The 24,231-nt window shown below is 61.0% G+C and carries 22 protein-coding genes; 17 read left to right on the top strand and 5 right to left on the bottom strand.

Annotation, left to right across the window (positions count from 1 at the left end):
* Positions 1 to 41 precede the first annotated feature (41 nt).
* Positions 42 to 944 (bottom strand): LysR family transcriptional regulator, encoded by a 903-nt coding sequence (locus tag GGD46_RS22780; RefSeq protein ID WP_184708219.1) that lies wholly within the window; start codon positions 942 to 944, stop codon positions 42 to 44.
* A gap of 93 nt (positions 945 to 1,037) precedes the next feature.
* On the opposite strand from GGD46_RS22780, the gene GGD46_RS22785 reads away from it, so the two are divergent.
* The 3 genes from GGD46_RS22785 (at position 1,038) to GGD46_RS22795 (ending at position 3,448) form a co-directional block, all read left to right on the top strand.
* On the top strand, positions 1,038 to 2,072 hold the full coding sequence (locus GGD46_RS22785; protein ID WP_184708222.1) for an aldo/keto reductase: 1,035 nt from the start codon (positions 1,038 to 1,040) through the stop codon (positions 2,070 to 2,072).
* 161 nt (positions 2,073 to 2,233) lie between these two features.
* Positions 2,234 to 2,770: a recombination regulator RecX gene (recX, locus tag GGD46_RS22790; RefSeq protein WP_184708224.1), complete on the top strand. Its 537-nt coding sequence runs from the start codon at positions 2,234 to 2,236 to the stop codon at positions 2,768 to 2,770.
* Between the two features lie 75 nt (positions 2,771 to 2,845).
* Complete coding sequence (locus GGD46_RS22795; RefSeq protein ID WP_184708226.1) at positions 2,846 to 3,448, top strand: DUF922 domain-containing Zn-dependent protease; 603 nt, start codon at positions 2,846 to 2,848, stop codon at positions 3,446 to 3,448.
* A gap of 48 nt (positions 3,449 to 3,496) precedes the next feature.
* Here GGD46_RS22795 and GGD46_RS22800 read toward each other — a convergent pair whose 3' ends face one another.
* Complete coding sequence (locus tag GGD46_RS22800) at positions 3,497 to 4,222, bottom strand: ribonuclease activity regulator RraA (protein WP_184708229.1); 726 nt, start codon at positions 4,220 to 4,222, stop codon at positions 3,497 to 3,499.
* Positions 4,223 to 4,241: 19 nt separating this feature from the next.
* Positions 4,242 to 5,978: an L-arabinonate dehydratase gene (gene araD, locus GGD46_RS22805; RefSeq protein WP_184708231.1), complete on the bottom strand. Its 1,737-nt coding sequence runs from the start codon at positions 5,976 to 5,978 to the stop codon at positions 4,242 to 4,244.
* A 226-nt stretch (positions 5,979 to 6,204) separates the two neighbouring features.
* Here araD and GGD46_RS22810 point away from each other — a divergent pair, with 226 nt between their 5' ends.
* From GGD46_RS22810 to nadC, 5 genes are all read left to right on the top strand, one after another.
* A complete protein-coding gene (locus GGD46_RS22810; RefSeq protein WP_184708233.1) occupies positions 6,205 to 6,897 on the top strand; it encodes a GntR family transcriptional regulator in 693 nt (230 codons plus the stop codon).
* A gap of 113 nt (positions 6,898 to 7,010) precedes the next feature.
* Positions 7,011 to 7,913, top strand: coding sequence for an NUDIX hydrolase (locus GGD46_RS22815; RefSeq protein ID WP_184708235.1), 903 nt, complete (start codon positions 7,011 to 7,013; stop codon positions 7,911 to 7,913).
* Between the two features lie 69 nt (positions 7,914 to 7,982).
* Positions 7,983 to 8,954, top strand: coding sequence for a quinolinate synthase NadA (gene nadA, locus GGD46_RS22820; RefSeq protein ID WP_184708237.1), 972 nt, complete (start codon positions 7,983 to 7,985; stop codon positions 8,952 to 8,954).
* Complete coding sequence (locus GGD46_RS22825) at positions 8,951 to 10,492, top strand: L-aspartate oxidase (protein ID WP_184708239.1); 1,542 nt, start codon at positions 8,951 to 8,953, stop codon at positions 10,490 to 10,492. Before nadA ends, GGD46_RS22825 begins: the two co-directional genes overlap by 4 nt.
* 1 nt (position 10,493) lies before the next feature.
* Positions 10,494 to 11,351: a carboxylating nicotinate-nucleotide diphosphorylase gene (gene nadC, locus GGD46_RS22830; protein WP_184708241.1), complete on the top strand. Its 858-nt coding sequence runs from the start codon at positions 10,494 to 10,496 to the stop codon at positions 11,349 to 11,351.
* A gap of 17 nt (positions 11,352 to 11,368) precedes the next feature.
* On the opposite strand, the gene GGD46_RS22835 is transcribed toward nadC, so the two are convergent.
* Positions 11,369 to 12,145: an SDR family oxidoreductase gene (locus GGD46_RS22835; RefSeq protein ID WP_184708243.1), complete on the bottom strand. Its 777-nt coding sequence runs from the start codon at positions 12,143 to 12,145 to the stop codon at positions 11,369 to 11,371.
* A gap of 114 nt (positions 12,146 to 12,259) precedes the next feature.
* On the bottom strand, positions 12,260 to 13,120 hold the full coding sequence (locus tag GGD46_RS22840) for a MurR/RpiR family transcriptional regulator (RefSeq protein ID WP_184708245.1): 861 nt from the start codon (positions 13,118 to 13,120) through the stop codon (positions 12,260 to 12,262).
* Positions 13,121 to 13,360: 240 nt separating this feature from the next.
* Here GGD46_RS22840 and murA point away from each other — a divergent pair, with 240 nt between their 5' ends.
* The 9 genes from murA to GGD46_RS22885 all read left to right on the top strand — a co-directional run bounded on the left by murA (position 13,361) and on the right by GGD46_RS22885 (position 24,129).
* Positions 13,361 to 14,617, top strand: a complete 1,257-nt coding sequence (gene murA, locus GGD46_RS22845) for a UDP-N-acetylglucosamine 1-carboxyvinyltransferase (protein WP_184708247.1) — start codon at positions 13,361 to 13,363, stop codon at positions 14,615 to 14,617.
* On the top strand, positions 14,614 to 15,504 hold the full coding sequence (locus GGD46_RS22850) for an N-acetylglucosamine kinase (RefSeq protein ID WP_184708250.1): 891 nt from the start codon (positions 14,614 to 14,616) through the stop codon (positions 15,502 to 15,504). Before murA ends, GGD46_RS22850 begins: the two co-directional genes overlap by 4 nt.
* A 273-nt stretch (positions 15,505 to 15,777) precedes the next feature.
* Positions 15,778 to 16,701 carry an N-acetylmuramic acid 6-phosphate etherase gene (gene murQ / locus GGD46_RS22855; RefSeq protein ID WP_184708252.1) on the top strand — a complete coding sequence of 308 codons (924 nt, stop codon included), beginning with the start codon at positions 15,778 to 15,780 and terminating at the stop codon, positions 16,699 to 16,701.
* A 79-nt stretch (positions 16,702 to 16,780) separates the two neighbouring features.
* Positions 16,781 to 18,301, top strand: coding sequence for an ABC transporter substrate-binding protein (locus GGD46_RS22860; protein WP_184708254.1), 1,521 nt, complete (start codon positions 16,781 to 16,783; stop codon positions 18,299 to 18,301).
* Positions 18,302 to 18,430: 129 nt separating this feature from the next.
* Positions 18,431 to 19,390, top strand: a complete 960-nt coding sequence (locus tag GGD46_RS22865) for an ABC transporter permease (protein ID WP_184708256.1) — start codon at positions 18,431 to 18,433, stop codon at positions 19,388 to 19,390.
* Positions 19,390 to 20,229 carry an ABC transporter permease gene (locus GGD46_RS22870; RefSeq protein WP_184708258.1) on the top strand — a complete coding sequence of 280 codons (840 nt, stop codon included), beginning with the start codon at positions 19,390 to 19,392 and terminating at the stop codon, positions 20,227 to 20,229. The genes GGD46_RS22865 and GGD46_RS22870 overlap by 1 nt, the downstream gene beginning before the upstream one ends.
* Positions 20,226 to 21,965 (top strand): ABC transporter ATP-binding protein, encoded by a 1,740-nt coding sequence (locus tag GGD46_RS22875; protein WP_184708259.1) that lies wholly within the window; start codon positions 20,226 to 20,228, stop codon positions 21,963 to 21,965. Before GGD46_RS22870 ends, GGD46_RS22875 begins: the two co-directional genes overlap by 4 nt.
* Positions 21,966 to 21,986: 21 nt before the next feature.
* Positions 21,987 to 23,003, top strand: coding sequence for a serine hydrolase domain-containing protein (locus GGD46_RS22880; RefSeq protein WP_184708261.1), 1,017 nt, complete (start codon positions 21,987 to 21,989; stop codon positions 23,001 to 23,003).
* Between the two features lie 10 nt (positions 23,004 to 23,013).
* On the top strand, positions 23,014 to 24,129 hold the full coding sequence (locus tag GGD46_RS22885) for an anhydro-N-acetylmuramic acid kinase (protein WP_184708263.1): 1,116 nt from the start codon (positions 23,014 to 23,016) through the stop codon (positions 24,127 to 24,129).
* Positions 24,130 to 24,231 lie beyond the last annotated feature (102 nt).

Genomic DNA, 24,231 nt, shown 5'->3' on the forward strand with positions numbered 1-24,231 from the left:
CGGGAACACTGAGTGATGCGGCCATGCAGGCCGCATCACTTTCATAGCCTGACGTTTTCGCTGAGGAATTCGAGCAGCGCGCGCACACGTGCCGGCAGCGGACCGCCCTGGCCGATGTAAACGGCGTAGAATTCCTCGATATCGCCGGGGTTGAGTTCCTCGAGGACAGGAACCAGGCGCCTGGCCTCGAGGTCGGCTTTTACGGCGAAGGCAGCAAGACGCGCAATACCGGCGCCGGCGAGCGCCAAATGGCGCATGGCTTCACCGTCACTCACCTGCAATCCGCGCGTTACTGGTAGCGTCACCAGCCGGTCACCGAATTTTACGGGCCAGCCCTCCTGCGCCCGGGAGTAGGAAAAGCCGATACGACTGTGCCTCTCGGCTTCGGCCGGTGAGTTCGGAATGCCGTGCTGGCGCAGATAGTCCGGTGATGCAACAATCATATTGCGTGTCGCGCCAAGCTTGCGCGCAATGAGGCTCGAACTCTTCAAAGGTCCCGTGCGAATGGCGACATCCGCACGCTCCTCCATCAAATCCACGATCCGATCCGTGTGAACGATCTCGAGTGAGACCTTTGGATAGAGTCCCATGAAGATCGGAACGAGCGGAGCCAGCACGTGATTGCCAAAGGAGCCGCTTGTATTGATGCGGATGTATCCCGCGACCTGCTCGCCGGCCGAAGCATGGCGTTCCGCTTCCGCCATATCCGCAAGGATCGTGATGCTGCGTTCGTAGAATCCGCAGCCTTCCGGCGTCAGCTGCAGCCGTCTGGTGGAGCGATTGATCAGTCGGGCGCCTAGTCGTTTTTCCAGCCGGGTAACAAGTTTGCTGACCGCCGAGGGCGTCATCCCGCACGCCGTTGCGGCGGCAGTGAAACCACCCAGTTCCACGGCGCGGACGAAGACCTCCATTTCACCGGAGCGATTGATATCTTGACGGCTCATGATGAATTCAAATCACAGATCTGTTTCTTTCGGGCAATCTATATCAGCATGCATAACGCGTCTATCTATTCGTAATAGCAAAGGAGTTGGACGATGGAATACAGAACACTTGGTGCCTCCGGCCTGAAAGTATCGACATTGAGCTTTGGGGCCGGCACGTTCGGCGGTAGCGGGCCGTTGTTCAGCGCGTGGGGATCCACGGATGCGAACGAGGCACGGCGTCTCGTCGATATATGCCTCGAGGCGGGCATCACGCTCTTCGATACCGCAGATGTCTATTCGGCCGGTGCCTCCGAGGAAATTCTCGGTCAGGCGGTGCGTGGCATGCGAGACGCGGTGACGATTTCGACCAAGCTGGGCTTGCCCATGGGTGATGGGCCGGCAGATTGGGGTGCTTCGCGCTCCCGGTTGATCAGATCGGTCGAGGCCGCTTTGCGTCGCCTCGGCACCGACTATATCGACCTGCTGCAGTTGCATGCCTTTGACGCCTCAACGCCCCTGGAGGAGACGTTTTCCGCACTCGATGGTCTCGTGAAGGCGGGGAAGGTCCGCTACGTCGGTGCTTCGAATTTTGCCGGCTGGGAACTGATGAAATCGATCGCCGTTTCGGAAAGGCATTCCTATGTCCGCCCCGTCGCCCATCAGGTCTATTACTCGCTGGCGGGCCGCGACTACGAATGGGAGCTGATGCCGCTCGGTGCGGATCAGAAGGTCGGAGCGCTGGTCTGGAGCCCCCTTGCATGGGGCAGATTGACGGGCAAGATCCGTCGAGGTCAGCCATTGCCGGAGACCAGCCGCCTGCATGAGACCGCCTCGTTTGGACCACCGGTCGATGACGAGAAGCTCTTCGATATCGTTGATGCACTGGATGAGATTTCGGCAGAAACGGGCAAGAGCGTGCCGCAGATTTCCATGAATTGGCTGCTGAACAGACCGACCGTTACGAGCGTGATCATCGGCGCTCGCAATGAGCCGCAATTGCGGGAGAATCTCGGCGCGATCGGTTGGACGCTCTCTGCGCAGCAGATCGAGAAGCTCGATAAGGTGAGCGCGGTCGCCGCACCCTATCCTTATTTCCCCTATCGGCGGCAGGAGGGATTTGCCCGGCTGAACCCGCCGCTTGTCTGATCGGGGGTAGTGCTTAGAGTGCTTCGCCTTTCACGGAAATGCGAAGCGCTCCGACTGTTTGTCGTAAGGCCGCTTCAGCTGGGGGTGGCTTTCGTTGCCCAAGCAGAACGGGTCGGCTAGTTTTGCCAGACTGATTCCTCTCTTGCCGAATGCCAATTCCCATGGATGAAACGCCGACCAGCCGCATGCTTTCCTGGGCACGCAACTCCACGATCTACCGCCTCGAACGTCGGATGATGACGGAGAAGCAGCTGTTCGACGCGATCGCCAAGAAGTCAAAGCAGAAATTCGAGGATATCAGCGAGACGCAGGTCAAGGCACTCGCCGATTTTGCCGTCAAATTCGCCTATGAACTGAAGGTGCTCGACGATGTCGCCTTCGCCGAAATCAGCACGCGCTCGGCGGTTCGCTCCGGTAAATCGAAGAAGGCCATCGCCTTCAAGCTTGCCTCCAAGGGCATTGATGGCGAGACGGTCGTCGCGGCAGTCGGGGAGGTCGATGATCTCCATTCCGCCATCATTTTTGCCAGGAAGCGCGGCTTCGGGCCTTTCCGGCGCGGCGATCTCGATGAAAAGCGCAAATCGAAAGAACTGTCCGCCTTTGCGCGCAACGGTTTCAGCTTCGCCATCGGCAAACGGGTTTTCGACATGGAGCGGGAGGACGCCGAAGAGCTATTGCAGTCGGGCTCGGCCTTCTGAATTCAATGCTCATTGAAATGGTTGGGGTCAATGGTTAGCTTTGCCGCGCGTCAATAGGATGTGCAGGGGAAGTTCGTGAAAGCAGGCATTCGATCACTTGCAGCAGCAATAACCATCGTCTCCTTACCGGTGGCTGCCCATGCCGACTGGCAGGCCGTGGAAACAATCAAGACCTATGCGATCTCTGGAACATCCGGCCGCGAGCTTTACGACTCCATCGGCGAACGTGGCCCCTTGCTCGGACCGAAGGTCAGGGCGATTGCCCATACCGATTTCAAGCTGACCTGGACGCGGAAATACGGGCCTCAGCCGGATGGCGCTTGCAAGATCACCGTCAACATACCGAAACTGATCATCACCTACACCTTGCCGAAGCCGTCTGCGCAACTGCCGCCGTCCACGCGTAGAAGCTGGCAGAAATTCATCGCCGGCGTTGAGGCGCATGAGCGCGTGCATGGTGGTTACATCAAGGACATGGTCAAGGAAATCGAGGCCATGAGCGTCGGCTTTGCCGTGCCGAATGATCCGAAATGCACCAAGATCCGTGTGGAACTGACGAAACGGCTCGGCGAGATTTCGAATAAGGAGCGGCGTCGCAACAGTGATTTCGACAAAGTCGAATTTAGCGATGGCGGCAATCTCCAGCAACTCGTCCTGAAGCTGGTGCAGGAAGAGTAGTCCTGCGGAGCGCAGCCAGCCATGGCTGGCTGCATTCGCCTGGTCGGACTAGCGGCCGTTCTTCTTCCGCCATTCGGCGAATTTTAGTTTTGGCGCGTCGCTCGTTGCCGGATAGAGGCCGATGATGGTTGCGCCATTCATCACCTCTTCGGTGACGAAGTCTTCGTAGGCCGTCATCTCCACCGTCTCATTGGCAATCTCGTCGGCAAGATGTGCCGGGATGACGATGACGCCCTCATTGTCGCCGACGAGAACGTCGCCGGGGAAAACCGCCACATCGCCGCAGCCGATCGGACCGTTGATTTCGATGGCCTGATGCAGCGTCAGGTTCGTCGGAGCAGACGGGCGGTGATGATAGGAAGGAATGTCGAGGGCGGCGATTTCGGGGCTGTCGCGGAAGCCGCCGTCGGTGACGACGCCGGCTGCGCCACGCACTTGCAGCCGCGAGACAAGAATGGAACCGGCCGAGGCAGCTCGGGCATCCTTGCGGCTATCCATCACCAGCACAAAGCCGGGAGGGCATTGCTCGACGGCAGCGCGTTGCGGATGCTCCGGGTTGCGGAAGACTTCGAGCGTATTCAGATCTTCGCGGGCCGGAATATAGCGCAGCGTAAAAGCCTGGCCGACCATATTCGCCTTCTTCGGCGAGAGCGGGCGCACATCCTGAATGAATTGGTTGCGCAAGCCCCGCCTGAAAAGCGCGGTCGCGATCGTGGGTGTCGCGACGCCCATCAGCTTGTCGCGCGTCTCATGGCTCAGCACGTAATTGCTCATGCGGTTTATCCTCTTGAGATCAATAGATGTCGGGTTCGCCCGGCGACGGGCCGAAGCTTGATTCCAGGAAGTCGAAATCGCAGCCGGTATCGGCCTGCGCGACATGGCGCGAAAACATCCAGCCATAGCCACGGCCGAATTTCTCCGCGGGCTTGACCCAGGCGTCGCGCCGCCGCTGCAACTCGTCTTCATCGACCAGCATGTCGATGCGTCGCGCCTCGAGATCGAGACGGACGATGTCGCCGTTGCGCAACAGCGCCAACGGGCCGCCGACATGGGATTCCGGCGAAACATGCAGGATACAGGCGCCGTAGCTTGTGCCGCTCATGCGGGCGTCGGAGAGACGAAGCATGTCCCTGTGGCCCTGCTTGAGGAGCGCCTTCGGGATCGGCAGCATGCCCCATTCCGGCATGCCGGGACCACCTTGCGGGCCGGCGCCGCGCAGCACCATGACGTGGTCGGGCGTGATGTCGAGAGTTTCATCGTCGACCGCCGCCTTCATCTCTGCGTAGGTGTCGAAGACGAGCGCCGGTCCCTGATGCTTATGGAAGCGCGGGTCGCAGGCGGCGGGCTTGATGACGGCGCCCGTTGGGGCAAGATTTCCCTTCAGCACCGCCAGCGACCCTTCGTGATAGACCGGATTGTCGAGCGAGCGGATGACGTCGTCATTGTAGCATTTGGCACCTTCCAGCGTTTCCCCAAGGGTGACGCCGGATACGGTCAGCGTGGTGAGATCGAGCTTGGATGCAAGCTTCGCCATCAGTGCCCGCAGGCCGCCGGCATAATAGAAATCCTCCATCAGGTAGGCTTTGCCGGTCGGCCTGATATTGGCGAGCACCGGCGTCGTGCGTCCGGCCTGATCGAGATCATCGAGCGAAAGGTCGATGCCGGCACGCCGCGCCATCGCGATCAGATGCACGACGGCATTGGTGGAACAGCCCGTTGCCATCGCAACGGCGACGGCATTGTTGACGGCAGCTTCCGTGACGATCTTCGCGGGAACAAGATCCTCCCACACCATCTCGACGATGCGCCGACCGACGGCCGAGGACATGCGGATATGATTGGCGTCGGGGGCGGGGATAGAGCTGGCGCCGGGCAAGGTCAGGCCCAATGCCTCGGCGATTGCCGTCATCGTGCTTGCCGTACCCATGGTCATGCAGTGGCCGTAGGATCGGGCGATGCCGGCCTCGACATCGACCCATTCCTTCTCCGAGATGGTGCCGGCGCGGCGTTCGTCCCAGAATTTCCAGGCGTCCGAGCCGGATCCCAGATATTCGCCGCGATAATTGCCGCGCAGCATCGGGCCGGCCGGCAGATAGATCATCGGCAGGCCCATCGAGAGCGCGCCCATGACAAGACCGGGTGTGGTCTTGTCGCAACCGCCCATCAGCACCGCACCGTCGACGGGGTGCGAGCGCAGAAGCTCTTCCGCTTCCATCGCCAGCATGTTGCGATAGAGCATGGTGGTCGGCTTCACATAGCTTTCCGAAAGGGAAAGCGCGGGTAGCTCCAGCGGAAAACCGCCGGCTTGCAGGATGCCGCGTTTCACATCCTCGACGCGATGCTTGAAATGGGCATGACAGGGATTGGCGTCTGACCAGGTGTTGAGGATGGCGATAACAGGCTTGTCGATCCATTCCTCGGGGGCATAGCCCATCTGCATGGTGCGCGAGCGATGCCCGGAGCTTCTGAGATCGTCCGGGGCGAACCATCTGGCGCTGCGCAGTTCCGAGGGCTTCTTCCTGCTGTTCATTGTGTTCGAGCCTTGTTCGTGACGATGGGCAGAACCGAGTGGCGCAAGTGTCGCATCATTGGATGATTTCCGATTGCTGGCTGCGACGCCTGTTCGCTCAATCCTCCCGATTGCGCCAACTGCAAGAAAGGACGTTGGCAGAAACGGACTAAAGCACTAATGTATCAGTGCATCAAGTCCGAAGCTGTGCTTAATGGATCGACGTTCTCAGTCAGAAAGGCTGCCGGTGAAACTTAACCCGAAAGAATTCGCGCTGGATCGCTCCCGCCAGGTGGCGCCGCAGATCCTGGAAATCCTGCGTTCGCGTATTCTTTCCATGGCCTTGCCTCCGACGACGGTGCTGTCGCGCATTTCGCTGCAGAGCGAGTTCAACGTCAGCCAGACGCCGGTGCGCGACGCCTTGATCCGCCTGGAGGAGGAGGGGCTGGTCGAGGTCTATCCGCAATATGCGACCGTTGTTTCGCGCATCGATGTAAGCAATGCGACCGAGGCCCACTTCCTGCGGCTGTCGATAGAGCTTGAGGCGGTGCGCCGGCTGACGCTGGAATCGCCCGCCGAGACCGCCGAGGCTCTGGAGACGGTTCTGACCCGGCAGAAGCGCGTCATGTCGCCGGAGACCTACGATCTCTTCGACACTCTCGATAAGGATTTTCATCGGGTGCTTTACGAGAGAGCCGATATTCTGGGCCTGTGGTTGACCGTTCGGCGTCAAGGCGTGCATCTTGATCGGCTCCGTATGCTGAACCTGCCGATGCCGGGCAAGTTGCAGCAAATCATTGGCGATCATGAGGGCATCGTCGATGCCGTTCGCTTGGGCGATCCGGACGCGGCGGTTGCCGCCATGCGCAAACATCTGTCCGGCACCTTGTCGATCGTCGATCTGATTTGCGAGCAGCATCCGGACTATGTGAGCCGATAGGCCCAAGCTACCCCTTAAAATTGCCGGGAGATGTGGACTGAGCCGCCGCATGCATTGGCTTGCGCGCCGCTTCATGCGAGAAAGCATGGGATTGACATGACGAGGGAGTTTGCTTGACCATCGGGCTTGCGCATGCCGAACTGATCGCGGTTTTGACGGCTGTCACGGGGAATGATCCCAGGGTGATGACGGTTCGGTCGGGCGAGGCCTTGCCGTCAGGTCCGTTCGAGCTTGGACATCGAACGCTGCAGAGCGGGCTGCGCGAATGGATCAGGGAGCAGACGGCTCATCCGGTCGGTTATCTCGAACAACTCTACACTTTCGCCGACCGCGATCGGAATAACGAGATCCTCGGCGGCCGGACGATTTCGATCAGCTATCTCGGTCTCGTGCGCGAACAGGCGGCACCTGGTGCTGGCTTGCCGGGTTGGCACGGCTGGTACGAATATCTCCCCTGGGAAGATCACCGCAAGGGCCGGCCGGCGATCCTTGACGACATCGCCGCCCGGCTTGAGTCGTGGGTGGCAGACGATGTAGCCAAGGCCTATGGGCGCAAACGTCGCGCCGATTTCGATTTCGGGCTGAACGGCGCCCCCTGGAACGAAGATCTTGTCCTGCAGCGTTATGAGCTGCTCTATGAGGCAGGTCTCGTGGCCGAAGCGCGCTGCGATCAATCGCACGCATTCGGTCGCCCCATGTTTGCGGATCACCGCCGCATTCTGGCCACCGGAATGGCGCGACTGAGAGCCAAGATCAAATATCGACCAGTTGTCTTCGAGCTCATGCCCGAGACCTTCACGCTTCTGCAATTGCAGAAGGCAGTGGAGGCGCTGGCCGGCCTGACCCTGCACAAGCAGAATTTCCGCAGATTGATCGAGCAGCAGGACTTGGTGGAGGAAAGCGGCGGCACCGAGAGCGAGACCGGTGGTCGTCCGGCAAAGCTCTTCCGCTTTCGCCGCGCCGTCCTTGAGGAACGCGAACTCGCCGGAACGAAATTGCCGCTCTCCCGCAATTGACATGTACTCACATTGAGAATATCTATTTGCGCATAATATACTCAATATGAGCATAATTAGGAGCCGGCCATGAATCTTCCCATATCCGCATCCTCTATTTACGAGCGCGTCAGCCGCGTCATTCCCAAGGCCGAATGGCTGACATTCCAGGATGATGTCGAGGCGATCCTCGAACTGAAGCGGCGACACAACGCCGTCATTCTCGCGCACAACTACCAGACGCCGGAAATCTTCCATGGCGTTGCCGATATCGTCGGCGACAGTCTGGCGCTGGCCCGCAAGGCTGTGGGGGTCGATGCGGACGTCATCGTCCTTGCCGGCGTGCATTTCATGGCAGAGACCGCCAAGCTGCTGAACCCCACCAAGACGGTTCTAATCCCGGATCTGGAGGCTGGATGTTCGCTGGCGGAATCGATCACGCCGGAGGATATTGCTCTGCTGCGGCAGGCCCATCCGGGCGTTCCGGTCGTCACCTATGTCAACACGTCGGCGGCGGTGAAGGCAGCATCCGATATCTGCTGCACCTCGGGCAATGCCAAGCAAGTGGTGGAATCGCTCGGCGTGCCGAAGGTGCTGATGCTTCCGGACGAGTATCTGGCGCGCAACGTCGCGCGCGAAACCAATGTCGAACTCATTGCCTGGCACGGGCACTGCGAGGTTCATGAGCTCTTTACCGCGGATGATATTCGCCAGCTTCGCGAGAACTATCCCGGTGTAACAGTCCTTGCGCATCCGGAATGCCCGCCCGATGTCGTCGAGGCGGCAGACTTCGCAGGCTCGACGGCCGTCATGTCCGACTATGTCGGCAAGAAGCGTCCGTCCCGCGTCGTGCTTCTGACCGAATGCTCGATGAGCGACAACGTCGCCGTCCATCACCCGGATGTGGAATTCGTCCGTCCATGCAATCTCTGCCCGCATATGAAGCGCATCACGCTCGGCAATATCCGCAAGGCTTTGGAGGAAGGGCGGCACGAGGTGACGGTCGACTCCGCAATTGCGGCCGACGCACGCCGTGCCGTGGAAAGGATGTTGGCGATATGAGCGAGATTCTCGAAGGATTGAGAGACCGCGTCGTCATCGTTGGCAGCGGCCTTGCCGGGCTGATGGCGGCCTTGACGCTCGCGCCGGAACCGACCGTCATCGTGACACGTGCGGCACTCGGTGGGGAAACCTCAAGTGCCTGGGCGCAGGGCGGCATCGCCGCCAGCATCGGCAAGGATGATAGTGCCGCACTGCATCTGGCCGATACGCTCGCCGCCGGCGACGGTCTCTGCGATGCCAAGGTGGCGGCGAGAATCCTCGCTGAAGCACCGGCTGCCATCACTGCACTCGAGCGGGCGGGCGTTGCATTCGATCGCGACAGCGAAGGCGCATTGTCCTTGGGGCTCGAAGCGGCTCACTCGCTGCGCCGCATCGTGCACGCCAAGGGAGACGGCTCGGGTGCGGCCATCGTTCGCGCGCTCGTGGATGCCGCCGCTCGTACACCATCGATCACGATCCTCGAAGGTTATGAGGCAAGGCGCTTGCTGCTCGACGGCGACCGCATTGCGGGCCTGCTGTGCGCAACCGAGAGGGGCACAGTTATTTTGCCGTCCTCTCGCGTCGTGCTCGCTACGGGCGGCATCGGCGGTCTCTACGATGCGACGACCAATCCGACCGGCAATTTCGGGCAGGGCATCGCATTGGCCGCCCGGGCAGGCGCTCTTCTGGCCGACATGGAGTTCGTGCAATTTCACCCAACCGCACTCGACAGCCGCCGTTGGCCGCTGGCGCTCGTCAGCGAAGCCGTTCGCGGCGAAGGCGCCACGCTGCTGAACGAAAGAAGCGAGCGTTTCATGGCTGGCGTCGAGGGGGCAGAGCTTGCGCCGCGCGATGTCGTTGCACGCGCCATCAGCGCCGAGATCGCGCGCGGCGGCCGGGTCTATCTCGACGCCCGCCGGGCGCTCGGCGACAGTTTCACCAGGCGGTTTCCCGTTATTGATGCACTTTGCCGTGAAGCTGGCGTTGATCCATCGCGAAATCTCATTCCCGTGCGTCCGGCCGTTCACTATCACATGGGGGGTGTCGCCACGGATGAGCAAGGCCGCAGTTCCGTGAGTGGCCTGTGGGTGATCGGCGAGGCCGCATCGACGGGCCTGCATGGAGCCAACCGGCTTGCCAGCAACTCGCTCCTTGAGGCCGCGGTCATGGGGCTGCGCGCGGGGCGTGACATCGCCGGTATCGTTGCGAACCGGGTCAAGCTGCCGCAACAGCAGGTGAATGTTGCCGCGCCTGACGCGTCGTTGGTTCGGCCGATCGTCTCCAGCCATCTCGGCGTGCTGCGCAATGCCGGGTCCATCCAAGGTGCGATCGAAGCGCTGCTGCCGCTTGCCGATGGAGATGGCCCCGCAGCCGATCCTGCTCTCGTTGCTCTGCTGATTGCCGTCTTCGCCGGCTTGCGGACGGAGTCGCGCGGGGCACATGCCCGCACGGATTTTCCCTTGAAATTGCCGGATTCGCAGCGCCGCCGCATGAACCTGCCGGATGCGCTCGATACCGCATCCTCCATGACTTTCAATTCCCTTGCAAGGAGTGCCTGACATGACCCTCGCTCCCCTCCCGCACCTCATCGTCGAACCACTGGTGCGCAATGCGCTGTTGGAAGATCTCGGCTTAGCCGGTGACGTCACGACCACAGCGGTTATCCCCGCCGCACATCGGTCCCGTGTGGCGATGGTGACGCGCCAACCGGGTGTGGTCGCCGGCCTCGATGCGTCCGAGCTTGCTTTCCAACTGGTCGATCCCAGCATCGTGATGACCCGTCACTTGCCGGATGGGACGAAAGTCAAACCTGGTGATGTGATCGCAACGATCGAAGGACCTTCACGTGGACTGCTGACGGCTGAGCGCACGGCATTGAACTTCCTTGGCCACCTGTCCGGCATCGCATCCGTGACCGGCGGTATCGTCGAGGCCATCGCAGGTACGAAAGCTTCGATCGTCTGCACGCGCAAGACGACGCCGGGTCTCAGAGCCCTGGAAAAATATGCAGTCCGAGCCGGTGGTGGCATGAACCATCGCTTCGCGCTCTATGACGCGGTTCTGATCAAGGACAATCACGTTGCCATTGCTGGTGGCATTGCTGAAGCAATCCGCCGCGCCAAGGCGGGCGTCGGGCACATGGTCAAGATCGAAGTCGAGGTGGATACTCTGGAGCAGCTTCGCGAAGCGATGCGCGAAGGCGTCGATGCCGTATTGCTCGACAATATGACCCCTGCCCAATTGCGCGAGGCGGTCGCTATCGTCGCGGGGCGGGCGATCACCGAAGCGTCGGGCCGCATCACGCCGGAGACGGCCGGCGCGATAGCCGGAGCCGGCGTCGATCTCATATCCGTCGGCTGGGTGACGCATAGCGCGCCGACGCTCGACATCGGGCTCGATTGGAGATCGGCAGCTTAGAGCCGCCGATTTTGAGTTCAGACCACGATCGGCACCTGTGCGCCGTCCATACTGATCACGACGCCGGTGACGTAAGCTGCCTTGTCCGAACTCAGGAAAGCGACGACATTGGCGATGTCGGTGGGGCTGGCCATACGGCCGATCGGGATGCGCTTCAGGGCGTCGGCCAGAGCTTCCTTCTCTGTCGAGCCGGCAAGTTTTGCCGCCGCTTTCAAGCCTTCGGCAACGCGATCCGTCTCGGTCATGCCGGGGTTCAGACCGACAACACGCACACCGCGGCTGGCATAGGCATTGGCAAGCCCGACGCTCGCGAGCATCAAAGCAGCATTGGCCGATCCGCCTGCGAGATGCACGGGGGAGGCGATCTTGCCGCCATTGCCGATGATGTTGATCACCGCGCCGGAGCCGCGTGCACCCATGCGTTTGATGAGGGGATCGATCACATTGATGTAGGAGAAGTATTTCGCATCCATCGCGGCGCGCCAGATGGCCGGCGTCAGATCGTCGGCCGGCGTGCGTGCTGCGGCACCGGCACTGTTGATGAGGATGTCGATCGAGCCGACGTCCGCTTCGACCTTGTCCACGACTGAAAGCGCCTGCTCGTCCGATATCAGGTCGGCAGCGTAGCCGCGGGCGCCGGGAAGCTCGGCAAGCGCCTCATCTATATTGGCCTGCGAGCGCGAACAGATTGCGACGCGTGCGCCTTCCTGCAGGAAGAGCTCGGCGCAGGCATAGCCTATGCCCTTCGAACCGCCGGTGATCAGAACGACTTTATCCTTGAGGCCAAGGTCCATGACATGTCTCCGACTGCGTTGCGAAAGGTTCGCAAGCTAGATGCGGAAATTCGTGCCGTACAGGTTCGCCGTCGTCACAGCTTGTTTACTGCGCAGCATGCGGCTTTTGACCGTTTAAGAAAGCCGCTTGGCCTTCAGCACCGAAACGGCAGTCTCGCTGTTGTGGACATAGTCGTTGGCGTCGGGCTGGCGCTGCACCAATAGAATGAACAGCAAGTCGGTCAGCATCAGCTGTGCGTCGCGCGCGGTGATCGCCGAGGAGCGGACGCGATCTTCGTCGCCGACGGTATGAAGGCAGATGTCGGCGACGCGGGCGAGCGGATTGTCCTGCAGGCCGGTCACGGCGATGACGGTCGCCTTGCGCTGGCTCGCCAGCTCCGCGATCCGCAGCGTTTCAATGCTGGCGCCAGAATAGGAAAGAGCAAAGAGCAGGTCGTCCGGTCCGAGCGTCGATGCGTTCGCCATCTGAACATGGCTGTCGCTGTCATGCATGACATTGCGGCCGAGCTTCATCAGTTTGTAGGAAAAATCGCGGGCGACCAGCGAGGAGGCGCCGACGCCGGCCAGATGAATGCGCCTGGCATCGTGAAGAGCCTTCAGTGCCTTGTCGATATCGCCCTCATTGTTGACCGAAATGGTTTGTTGCATGGCTTGCAGCTTGCTGCTCAACAGCTTCTGCAGGATGGTCAGATAGCCGTCGCCGACTTCGATCGTGCCATGAATCATACCGGCTGGCGTGGGCCATTCCTGGGCCTTCGCCTCACTCACGGCGAGCTTCAGTTCCTGATAGCCGGCATAGCCGAGCTTCTGGCTGAACTTCACGACGCTCGACTGGCTGCGCCCGGTCTCGACCGCGAGTGCTGCCGATGAAAGCCGCAGCATCTGATCAGGGTTCTCGACGATGAACTGCCCGATCTGGCGATCGGCGGGCGCCATGGTTTCAAGCTGCGCGCTGATTTTCTTCAGGATAGACATTTGGTCCTTTTGCGTCCCCTCGATCGATCGAGGCGGTTCACATATCATCACCCACGTACTCAAAATAGCATTCGGGCAAGGCACGGCAACCGTGCTTCAAGCGATGAGAGACTAGCACAGAGAATTGGAATAAAAAATTCCAATGATAATTGACAGGATGGAATGATCGAATAGTCTTCAATGGGAAGCGGATGGCGGAATCCTCGGTATTGCGCATCTCGCCTTAACGGGTTTCGGATTATGGATAGACTTCGCATCTCCGGCGGCAAAAGGTTGCAAGGAGCCGTGACGATTTCGGGCGCCAAGAATGCCGCCCTGCCGCAGATCGCGGCTGCTCTTTTGAGCCCGCATTCGCTGGAACTCACCAACCTGCCCTCGGTAAGCGATGTCGAGAACATGCTCGGCGTCATCGCGCTGCACGGCGCACGGATCACCCGAACGGCGCAAAGCACAATGATCGATCCGAGCGCCATCGTCTCCAAGGAAGCCTCCTATGATACGGTGAGGCGCATGCGGGCAACGGTTCTGGTGCTGGCGCCGCTGCTTGCCCGTTTCGGTCACGCCCGTGTATCTCTGCCGGGGGGGTGCGCTATCGGCGCCCGCCCCGTGGACATGCATATCAAGGCGCTTGCAACCCTCGGCGCCGATATTGCCATCGAAAGCGGCCTGATTGTTGCTTCCGCCCCAAATGGGCTGAAGGGAGCTCGCATCGTACTGAGTTCTCCCTCGGTCGGTGCGACCGAGACGGTGATGATGGCGGCTTGTGCCGCAAAGGGTGAAACGGAGATTTTGAACGCAGCCCGCGAGCCCGAAGTCGCAGACCTTGCCGCGTGTCTGAGCGCCATGGGCGCGCGCATCGAAGGGGCGGGCACACACCGCATCCTGATCGATGGCGACACCAGCTGGCGGCCGGCGAAGCATCACGGCATTCCCGATCGCATCGAAGCTGGTACCTATGCGGTTGCCGCCGCCATTACCGGTGGGCAGCTCGAACTCATCCACGCCCGGCTGGAAAACCTTGCCTCAGTTGTCCAAGCGCTGGAAGCCATGGGCGTCAGCGTTTGGCCGAGCGATCGTGGCCTCGTCGTTTCACGAGAAGGGCCGCTCAAAGGCGCCGATCTCACCACAGAACCCTATCCGGGCTTCCCGACCGATCTGCAGGCGCAATTCATGGCGCTCGCCTGTTGCGCCGAGGGTGCGTCGCTGATCCGTGAGACTGTTTTTGAAAATCGCTTCATGCATGTGCCGGAGCTGATACGGCTTGGCGCCAACATAACGCTGCAGGGCACGACAGCGCTGGTGCGGGGCGGGGCTCCCCTCAAAGGAGCGCAGGTGATGGCGACAGACCTCCGCGCCTCAGTTTCTCTCGTGCTGGCCGCGCTTGTTTCGCAAGGCGAGACCATCGTCAATCGCGTCTACCATCTCGATCGAGGCTATGAGCAACTCGATCGCAAGCTTCGCCTCTGCGGCGCCGATATCGAACGGCTGACGTCATGAGCGATAAGGCAAGCAGCGCCCCTTATTTTCTGGGTGTTGATGGTGGAGGCACCGGCTGCCGTGCCCGCATCGAGGATGGCGCCGGCACCGTGCTGGGGCAAGGGCTCTCCGGACCGGCGACGACGCGGCTTGGCATAGATGAGGCTTGGGCTTCCATCGCCAGAGCATTCGACGCAGCAATCGAAGAGGCAGGTTTGACCGCCGCCGATATTGGCAGCATCCATGCGGGTATCGGTTTGGCGGGCATTGGCCGCAAGGGAGCTCTCGCTGCTCTCAAGGCCATAAAACATCCCTTCGCCAGTATCGCATTCGTCAGCGACGGGGAGGGGGCTTGTCTTGGGGCTCATTCAGGCCGTGACGGAGCAATCGTCATTGCGGGGACCGGATCCATAGGCCTCGGTCTTGTCGAGGGGCGGCAATTGCGGGTCGGGGGCTACGGCTTTCCGATCTCCGACGAGGGCAGCGGTGCCTATCTTGGGCTAAAGGCGATGCAGCTCGCGCTGCGCGCCCATGATGGCCGCGAGCAAAAGACGGCGTTGCTGAGCGAGATCCTGCAGCGTTTTCAGAATGATCCGATGGAGGCCGTTGCCTGGATGGATCGGGCATCGGCGACGGATTATGCGACGTTCGCGCCCATGGTGCTGCGCCATGCGGATCAGGGCGACGCCGTGGCGCGGCGTATCGTCCAGGGCGCCGCTGGGCATATCGACACGTTGATCCGGACCCTTTTCGAGAAGGGATCGCCGCGTGTCTGCCTGCTTGGCGGCCTCGCCAGTCCGCTCGAGCCATGGCTTGCGCCGGATGTGCGACGCAGCCTCAAGCCGATCGACGGCGACGCCGTGTCGGGTGCAATCATCCTCGCCAGAAGGGCGATCTGTCAGCATTGAGCGACGGGAATGCGCATGGCTTCTTCCGTACGCCCAATATGGAATATATTATTCCATATTGGATTGACTGATGGAATAATCGGACATATTATTAACGAAGGTAAACAGGGAATGGGTGCGGAACGAAGCCGAAATAGCCAGTCGCACCTTGGCTGATGTCAGCTATCCGCTTTGTTGAGAACCGAACTTTGCAACGGCAGGCCCGGCGCCTTATCGGTCGGACTTGTCATCCCTGATCTATTGATATCGAAGCGCATTTTCGCGAGCAGGCCCATGACAGAGCAGAAGTTGATATCCGAACTGGAGCAGTTGGTTTCCGAAGGCCGCAATCCGAACACGATGCATATCGATCTGCTGCCGACCTTGGATCTTCTGCGCGAAATCAATTATGAAGATCAGACGGTGCCAGTCGCCGTCGAGAAGGTCATTCCGGCCATCGCCGCTGCCGTCAATCAGATCGTCGCGGCCTTCCAGAAGGGAGGGCGGCTGATCTATATGGGCGCCGGCACCAGTGGTCGCCTTGGCGTTCTCGACGCGTCCGAATGCCCGCCGACCTTCAGCGTTCCGTCGAATATGGTGATCGGCCTGATCGCCGGCGGTCCAGATGCGCTGCGCCGCTCGATCGAAGGTGCGGAAGATGATCCGGAGCAGGGCCGTCAGGCTCTGGAGGACGTCAAGCTGACGAAAGACGACGTCGTCGTCGGCATCGCGGTCAGCGGTCGCACCCCCTATGTCATCGGTGGCTTGAACTATGCCAAGAGCCTCGGGGCTTTCACGGTCGCGTTGTCCTGCAATCCCAATTCCATCATTGCCGGTATCGCCGATCTGGCGATCTCGCCGGTCGTCGGCCCGGAAATCTTGACGGGCTCGACCCGTTTGAAATCCGGCACGGCACAGAAGCTCATCCTCAATATGCTGACGACGGCCAGCATGATCCGCATCGGCAAGAGCTATCAGAATCTGATGGTTGATGTCAGCGCCAGCAACAAGAAGCTGGTGGCGCGCGCCTCGCGCATCGTCATGCAGGCGACCGGTTGCTCGCAGAAAGAAGCCCGCCGCGTTCTCGACCTGACCGGAAACGACGTCAAGCTCGCCATTCTCATGGAAATCACCGGAATGGGCATTGAAGAAGCCCGCGTGGCATTGCAAAACGCTGATGGATTCCTGCGCAAGGCCATCAACGCGAAGAGTGCTTAATGGACGTCGCGGTTTGCCGCGACGGCAATCAATTGGCCAAAATCGGCCGGGGACATTTAAAAAAATCGGAGGGATGAGAATGAAGGGGTATTTTGCAAGGAAACTGATTTCAGGGATGGTGCTGGCGGCGGGCGTTGGCATGGCTGCCGTCGCGATGCCGGCGCAGGCTGCAACGTTGCGCATGGCATGGTCGCAGGACGCGACCGGGCTTGATCCGCATAAGCAGACCGCCTTCTCCTCCATTCGTTTGCTGGAATTGATTTACGAGCCACTCGTTCGCCTCGACGGCAATCTGCAGATCGTGCCCGGTGTCGCCGAGAGCTGGCAGTTTTCGCCCGATGGCAAGCAGCTGACTTTCAAGCTGAACGCCAAGGCCAAATTCCAGAACGGCGCGCCCGTTACCCCGGCTGACGTGAAGGCCTCCTTCACGCGTATCCTCGATCAGGCGACCGGTGCTGTCGCCCGCGCAAACTTCTTGTCGATCGCGAGCATCGACACGCCGGATGCCACGACTGTGGTCTTCAATCTGTCGCAGCCTGACGTTCCCTTGCTGACCGCGATGACGAGCCTCAATGCCGCCGTCGTTCCGGCAAGCGAGATTGCCGCTGGCACCATTGGCACGAAGGCGATCGGCTCCGGCCCCTTCAAGCTCGACAGCTGGGTTCCGAATTCCAAGGAAGTCCTGAGCGCCAACAAGGATTGGGCGGGCGGCACCGTCGGTGTCGATGGCATCAACATCAGTGTACTGCCCGACGAGACCGCGATCCTCGCATCGCTGCGCACCGGCCAGACCGATTTTGCGCTGCTGAACGATCCGCTCGTCGCGACCTTGGTGCCAAAGGAGCCGAAGCTGCAGCTGACCCGCACGCCGGTGCTCTCCTACAACGTTCTGCAGCTCAATCCCTCGCGCAAGCCGATGGATCAGCTGGCAGTGCGCCAAGCTATCTCCTGCGCCATCGATCGCAAGGACGTGATGGATACCGCGGCACTTGGCGAAGGCAAGGTGACCGGGCCGCTGACGATGCCGCTTTATGCCACCGATCCCAGCAAGCTCTTCTGCTACACGCGCGATGTTGCCAAGGCGAAGAAGCTGATGGCCGATGCAGGCCTTGCCAACGGCTTCTCGGCAACGGTCATCGCTGCAACCGGCGAACCGCCGACCGCAACGGCCGAAGCGCAGGTCATCCAGTCGCAGCTTGCCGAAATCGGCATCAAGCTCGATATCAAGGTGATGGAACTCAACGTCTATGTCGATACCTGGCTCAAGGGTAATTTCGACATGGCTGTTGCGCTCAACGGCGGCAGTGCCGACCCCTACTCGATGTATAACCGCTACTGGACGAAGACCGGCAACCTGCAGAAGGTCGCCAACTATATCGACGATACGCTCGACAGCCTGATGCAGAAGGGCCGCGCCGAAACCGATCCGGCCAAGCGCAAGGAAATCTTCGCCGAATTCGAAAAGCATATCGCCGAAGTCTCGCCCTGGATCTGGCTCTACACGGCCTATGGCTATACGGCCGAGCAGAAGAACGTCGAGGGCTTTGTTCCGACGCCGACCGGTTCGCTGTTCGGTCTGAGCAAGGTTTCGATCAGGTAACGGCAACCGAGACCTAGGGCATTTCCGTTTCGAACGGAGTGGCGGAAATGCCCTATCTCTTTGTTTTCAAGCAATTGCGGGCGCAAAGCCGCTTCACACATTTGCTGGAATTGCTCTAGAGGAATTGCAATGTCATATCTGACGCGTCGGCTGATGACATTCCCGCTGATCATGCTGGGCGTGTCCATCTTCGTCTTCGTCGCCATCCGGTTAGTGCCGGGCGATGCGATCACGGCGATGCTCGGAACCAATGCGGGCCTTCTGACGCCGGAGCAGCGGCAGGCCCTTGCCGCCTATTTCGGCATCGATCAGTCCTGGCCCATCCAGTACTGGCATTGGTTGCTTGGGGTATTCCAGGGCAATCTCGGCATATCGGTTACTTACGGCAAGCCGGTGCTCGGCATCATCCTGGAGCGCTTTCCGTTGACGCTCGAGCTTGCCTTGCTCTCTGTGGTCATTGCGCTCGCCATCGGCCTGCCTGCCGGCGTCTTTGCGGCCACGCGCAATGAAAAATTCTCTGATCTTGCCGTGCGCATCGTCGCCATGATCGGCCAGTCGACGCCGAATTTCGTGCTCGGTCTGCTGCTGATCTATGCCTTGTCCGCCGGTTTCGGTGTACTGCCGACCATGGGCGCTTTCACACCCATCTGGCAAAACCCGCTTGAAAATCTCGGCCAGATGATCCTGCCGGCGCTGACGCTCGGCTTTGCCTTTGCCGCTTCCGTGACCCGTGTCGTGCGCTCCGCCATGCTTGATGTTTTGAGCGATGATTACGTTCGCACCGCCCGCAGCCGTGGCGTTCCCGCGCGCGGCGTCATCTGGCGGCATGCGCTCCCGAATGCACTGATCCCGGTGGTGACGCTGAGCGGCGTCGAATTCGGCTACCTGCTCGGCGGCGCCGTGCTGGTAGAGCAGATCTATGCCCTGCCGGGGCTCGGGCGCATGGTGCTCGACGCTATCCTGCAGCGCGACTATGCGCTGGTGCAGGGGAGTGTTCTGTTCATTGCCTTTAACTTCATGATCGTCAATCTGCTCGTCGATCTTGCCTATGTGGCGCTCGATCCGCGCGTTCGGCTGGGAGAAGGCTGATGCGGATCCTCAAGGCTATTTTCGGGCATGTGAGCGGCCGGATCGGCGGCATCATCGTCCTCGTCTACGTCGTGCTAGCCATCCTCGGTACACTCGGCGTAACTCCGCATGATCCGCTGATGCAGAACCGCATCGACCGCCTGCACGCTCCGAGCCTGACCTATTGGATGGGCACAGACCTTTTCGGCCGTGATGTCGCAAGCCGGCTGATGCATGGTATCGGTGAATCCTTCACGGTCGCCTTCTTCTCCGTGGCCGTCGCAACCGCAATCGGCACCTTGCTCGGCCTGACCGCCGCGTGGTCGGGCAAGCGCTGGGATGGCGTCATCATGCGCACTATGGATGTGCTGCTCGCTTTTCCGGCGATCCTGCTGGCGCTGTTGATCATCGCCATCGTCGGACCTGGCACCTGGACCAGTGTCGCTGCGATCGCGATCGTCTATACGCCGATCTTTACCCGCGTCGTGCGCGGTCCGGCGCTTTCATTGAAGGGGCGCGATTTCGTCGACGCGGCCCGCACGTTCGGCAGCAGCCGCTCGTACATTCTGACCAGACATCTTCTTCTCAATCTCGTCGCACCCTTGACCGTGCAGGTGACGTTGGCGCTTGCCTGGTCGCTGTTGACGGAGGCTGGTCTGAGCTTCCTTGGCCTGGGAACGCAGCCGCCGGCCTCCTCATTGGGCCTGATGCTGAGCGACAGCCGCAATCTCATGGAAACAGCGCCCTGGTTGCTGATCTTTCCGGGCGTGACCATCATGATCTCCATTCTTGGCTTCAACCTGCTCGGTGATGCCCTGCGCGATATTCTTGATCCGAAGATGCGGAGGTCTACGGTATGACACCGCTTCTCTCGGTTTCCGATCTTCGCGTCGGCTTCGGCCGCAATCCTGAGGCCAACCCCATCGTGCGCGGCGTCAGCTTCGATCTCGACGCCGGCGAGACATTGGCAATCGTCGGCGAGAGTGGGTCGGGTAAGTCGGTCACGGCGCTGTCGATCAACCGCCTCGTCGATTTCGGCGGCGGCCGCATTATCGGCGGGTCGATCCACCTGAAACGTGCCGACAACAGCATTCTGGATCTCACCAAGGCTGGCGAAGCGGAGCTGACGAAGATCCGCGGCGGCGAGATAGGCATGATCTTCCAGGAGCCGATGACCTCCCTCAATCCGGTCCTGACCATCGGCACGCAGATTGAGGAATCGTTCCGGTTACATCGCGGGTTGACGGGAAGCCAGGCAAAGGCAGCCGCCAAGGATGCCTTGGATCGCGTGCGCATTCCCGATGCCGCGCGCCGTCTGACCTATTGCCCGAACCAGCTTTCCGGCGGCATGCTCCAGCGCGTGATGATCGCAACCGCTCTTGCCTGCAATCCGCGCCTGTTGATTGCCGACGAGCCCACGACGGCGCTCGATGTCACAGTCCAGGCGCAGATCATGGCCCTGCTTGCCGAGCTGAAGCGCGAGACCGGCATGTCGATGATCTTCATCACGCACGACATCGGCCTTGTCGCTGGCATTGCCGACAAGGTCATGGTGATGCAGTCCGGCGAGGCGGTCGAGCAAGGCGAACTCAACCAGATCCTCGATCATCCCACGCATCCTTATACCCAGCATCTGCTACATTCCGTCCCGCATTTCGCCTCAGGGCAGGCTGCGCGCACGGATTTCCAGCGTGACGAGATGCAAGCCGAGCCGGCCTTGAAAGTGGCTGGCTTAACCGTTCGCTTCCCGGTCAAGGGCAGCTTCCTACGTCGCTCGACCGGTGCGGTCCATGCCGTCGAAGGCGTCGGCTTCGATCTCATGCCCGGTGAGACGCTGGCGATCGTCGGCGAGAGCGGCTCGGGTAAATCCACTACCGCGCGGGCGATCCTCGGGCTGGTCAAGTCGACCCGCGGCACATTCACGACCAATGCCGGCAAGGCTGCGGATCGCACCAGCGCCGTGCAGATGGTGTTTCAAAATCCCTATGCCTCGCTTAATCCGAGACTGCGCGTCGACAACATCCTGGCCGAACCGGTGATCGCTGCAGGTGGCCGCGTTTCAACCGAAACGCGGCAACGGATGATCATGCTTTTGAAGCGCGTGGGCCTGCCGGAAAATGCCCTTGAACGCTACCCGCATGAGTTTTCGGGCGGCCAGCGGCAAAGACTGTGCATTGCTCGCGCCTTGATGCTGAATCCTTCCGTGCTGGTGCTCGACGAAGCTGTGTCTGCGCTCGACGTGTCCGTGCAGGCCCAGGTCCTGGAATTGCTGATCGAACTTCAGCGCGAATATGGGCTTGCTTACCTCTTCATCTCGCATGACATGGCGGTCGTGGAGCGGATCGCGCATCGCATCGCTGTGATCTATGCCGGGCAGATCGTTGAGATCGGTGATGCCGCCTCCGTCTTGTCGGAACCCAAGCATTCCTATACCAGGCGGCTGATTTCGGCGGTGCCGACAGTTGCGCGCCGCAAGGAAAACTTCACGCTCGACACGCGTCAGGTTCCTTCGCTTGTGCGGCCGATCGGCTTTGAGCCGGCAGCGCCGGAATGGCGCCAATTCGCGCCGGATCACATGGCTCTGGCGGAAGCCTGAGCAACCGGCGAGGAGTAGGATATGGCTGGGGGGCACATACAATTTGAAGAACGGTTCGATCTGGCCTTTGCACCGCTCGAGCAGGCGGTGGCGTCGGCCCGCATTCCAGGCGGCGTCCTCGGCATGGTCGATCTCGCCGGCAACCGGCTCATGCGTGCCATCGGTTCGGCGCAGAAGATCCCGAGCGTCAGGCCGATGTTGACAGACACATGGTTTGACCTCGCCTCTCTCACCAAGGTGATTTTCACCGCGCCGCGTATCCTTGCGTTGGCGGAGGCCGGCATCATCGATCTTGACGCACCCTTGACGACGCTTCTGCCGGACCTGCGTCAATACAGTGCCGAGGCTTGGGAGCGGAAAGTGACCTTCCGGCAATGCCTTGGCCATCAGACGCCTTTTCCGGCGGTCGAGCCGATCTACACCTATGGCCGCGATCCGGACCTCCTGCGCGCCTTCATTCTGCAGCGTGAATGGCGGGCCGGCCCGCCCGTCTATTCCGATATCAACTTCATCCTGCTGGGGTTTGCGCTCGAGCGCCTGAGCGGCAAGACGATCCGTGCCATGGACCCCGGCCCGGGCTTTGCCTTTTCCGCCGCACCCGACGAGGCCGCAGCGACGGAAGATTGCACCTGGCGTCACCGGATCCTATCGGGCGAAGTTCACGACGACAATTGCTCGGCATTGCAGGGTGCCGGCCATGCCGGGCTCTTCGGAACGGCAACGGCGGTCCTCGATTTCGCCACGGGCCTGCTCGATGGCAGTGGCGCAGCGGCGCATTCGATTGCACTGATGCGGGCGCCGCTTTCCGCCACACGCACGCATGGCTGGGAACGGCCATATGACGGCTGGCATGGCGGCGCTCTCTGCTCGCCCGGAACCATCGGTCACACCGGATTTACCGGGACTGCTCTCTGGATCGATTTCGACAAGGGCAGGGCCTGGACCCTGCTCACCAACCGCATTCATCCGACGCGTCATTTCGACAGCGGCATCCTGCCGCTTCGCCAGGCCGTCAGCGATCGCGTCAACGCTGCATAGGAGCTTCACAATGGAACCAATCTGGGCCGTTGGTCTGATGACCGGAACCGTCCTCGACGGCAATATCGATGTCGCCATGCTGAAGACGGACGGCGAGCGGATCGCAGAATTCGGCTCCTATGTGCTCGCTCCCTATCCCGGCTGGATAAGGACGCTGCTGGAAGAGACGCTGCGACAGGCGCGGAGCTGGAATTTCGAAGGCCCTGAGCCGGCGATCTTCAAGGAGGCGGAAGAGGCCCTGACAAGGGCTCAGTCGGAGGCAGTGAGAGAACTGGTGGAAAGCAAGGGGATGACGATGGCCGACATCGGCGTCGTCGGCTTTCACGGGCAAACGGTACTGCATCGGGCGCCGCAGAAGGATCGGCTGGGGCAGACGCGTCAGCTCGGCGACGGAGAGTTGATGCGCTCCATTCTCGGCACCAAGGTCGCCTATGATTTTCGCTCGGCGGATATGCGTGCTGGTGGCCAGGGGGCGCCGCTTGCCGCCGTCTACCACACCGCGTTGCTGCGTGGCGCGGGTGCGGCCGGCGAAACCGCCATCCTCAATCTCGGAGGCGTTGCCAACATCACATGGTGGGATGGTGAGGACACGTTCATCGCCTTCGATACCGGCCCTGCGAACGCGCCGCTCAACGATTTCATCAAGTCTCATGGTCTCGGCGAGATGGACCGCGATGGTGCGCTCGGCCGCGCCGGCACGGTTGACGAGGCAAGGCTCGAACGGCTCCTGCAACACCCCTATCTCACAGCTCCCTATCCGAAGTCGCTGGACCGCTTCGATTTCGGTGCTTCCATGGCCGATGGCCTTAGCCCGGAAGACGGTGCCGCGACGCTTTCGGCCTTCACAGCAGGCGCCGTCGGCAAGGCGCTCGATCTTCTGCCGCGCCGGCCGAAGAAGGTCGTCGTCAGCGGCGGCGGCCGGCACAATCCGACGATCATGTCGATGCTGCAAAGCCGCGCCGGCGTCGAGCCGATTTTTGCGGAAAAGCTGGGCTGGCGTGGCGACGCCGTCGAAGCGGAATGCTTCGCATTTCTGGCAGTTCGCGTGCTGAGGGGCTTGCCGATCAGCTTCCCGGGAACAACAGGTGCTCCGGCGGCGATGCGAGGCGGACGTCTCGCCGGGTAGAGGTTCTATTGGGAGGCCGGTCGCAGCCACAGGTTTTCGCCGCCGCCCATCGATGCTATGAACATGCCACGAATTTGCGATCGGTTGGTCTCGGACGGATAT

Source organism: Martinezella lusitana (assembly GCF_014207095.1).
In the GTDB taxonomy this organism is placed as follows: Bacteria; Pseudomonadota; Alphaproteobacteria; order Rhizobiales; family Rhizobiaceae; genus Rhizobium; species Rhizobium lusitanum_B.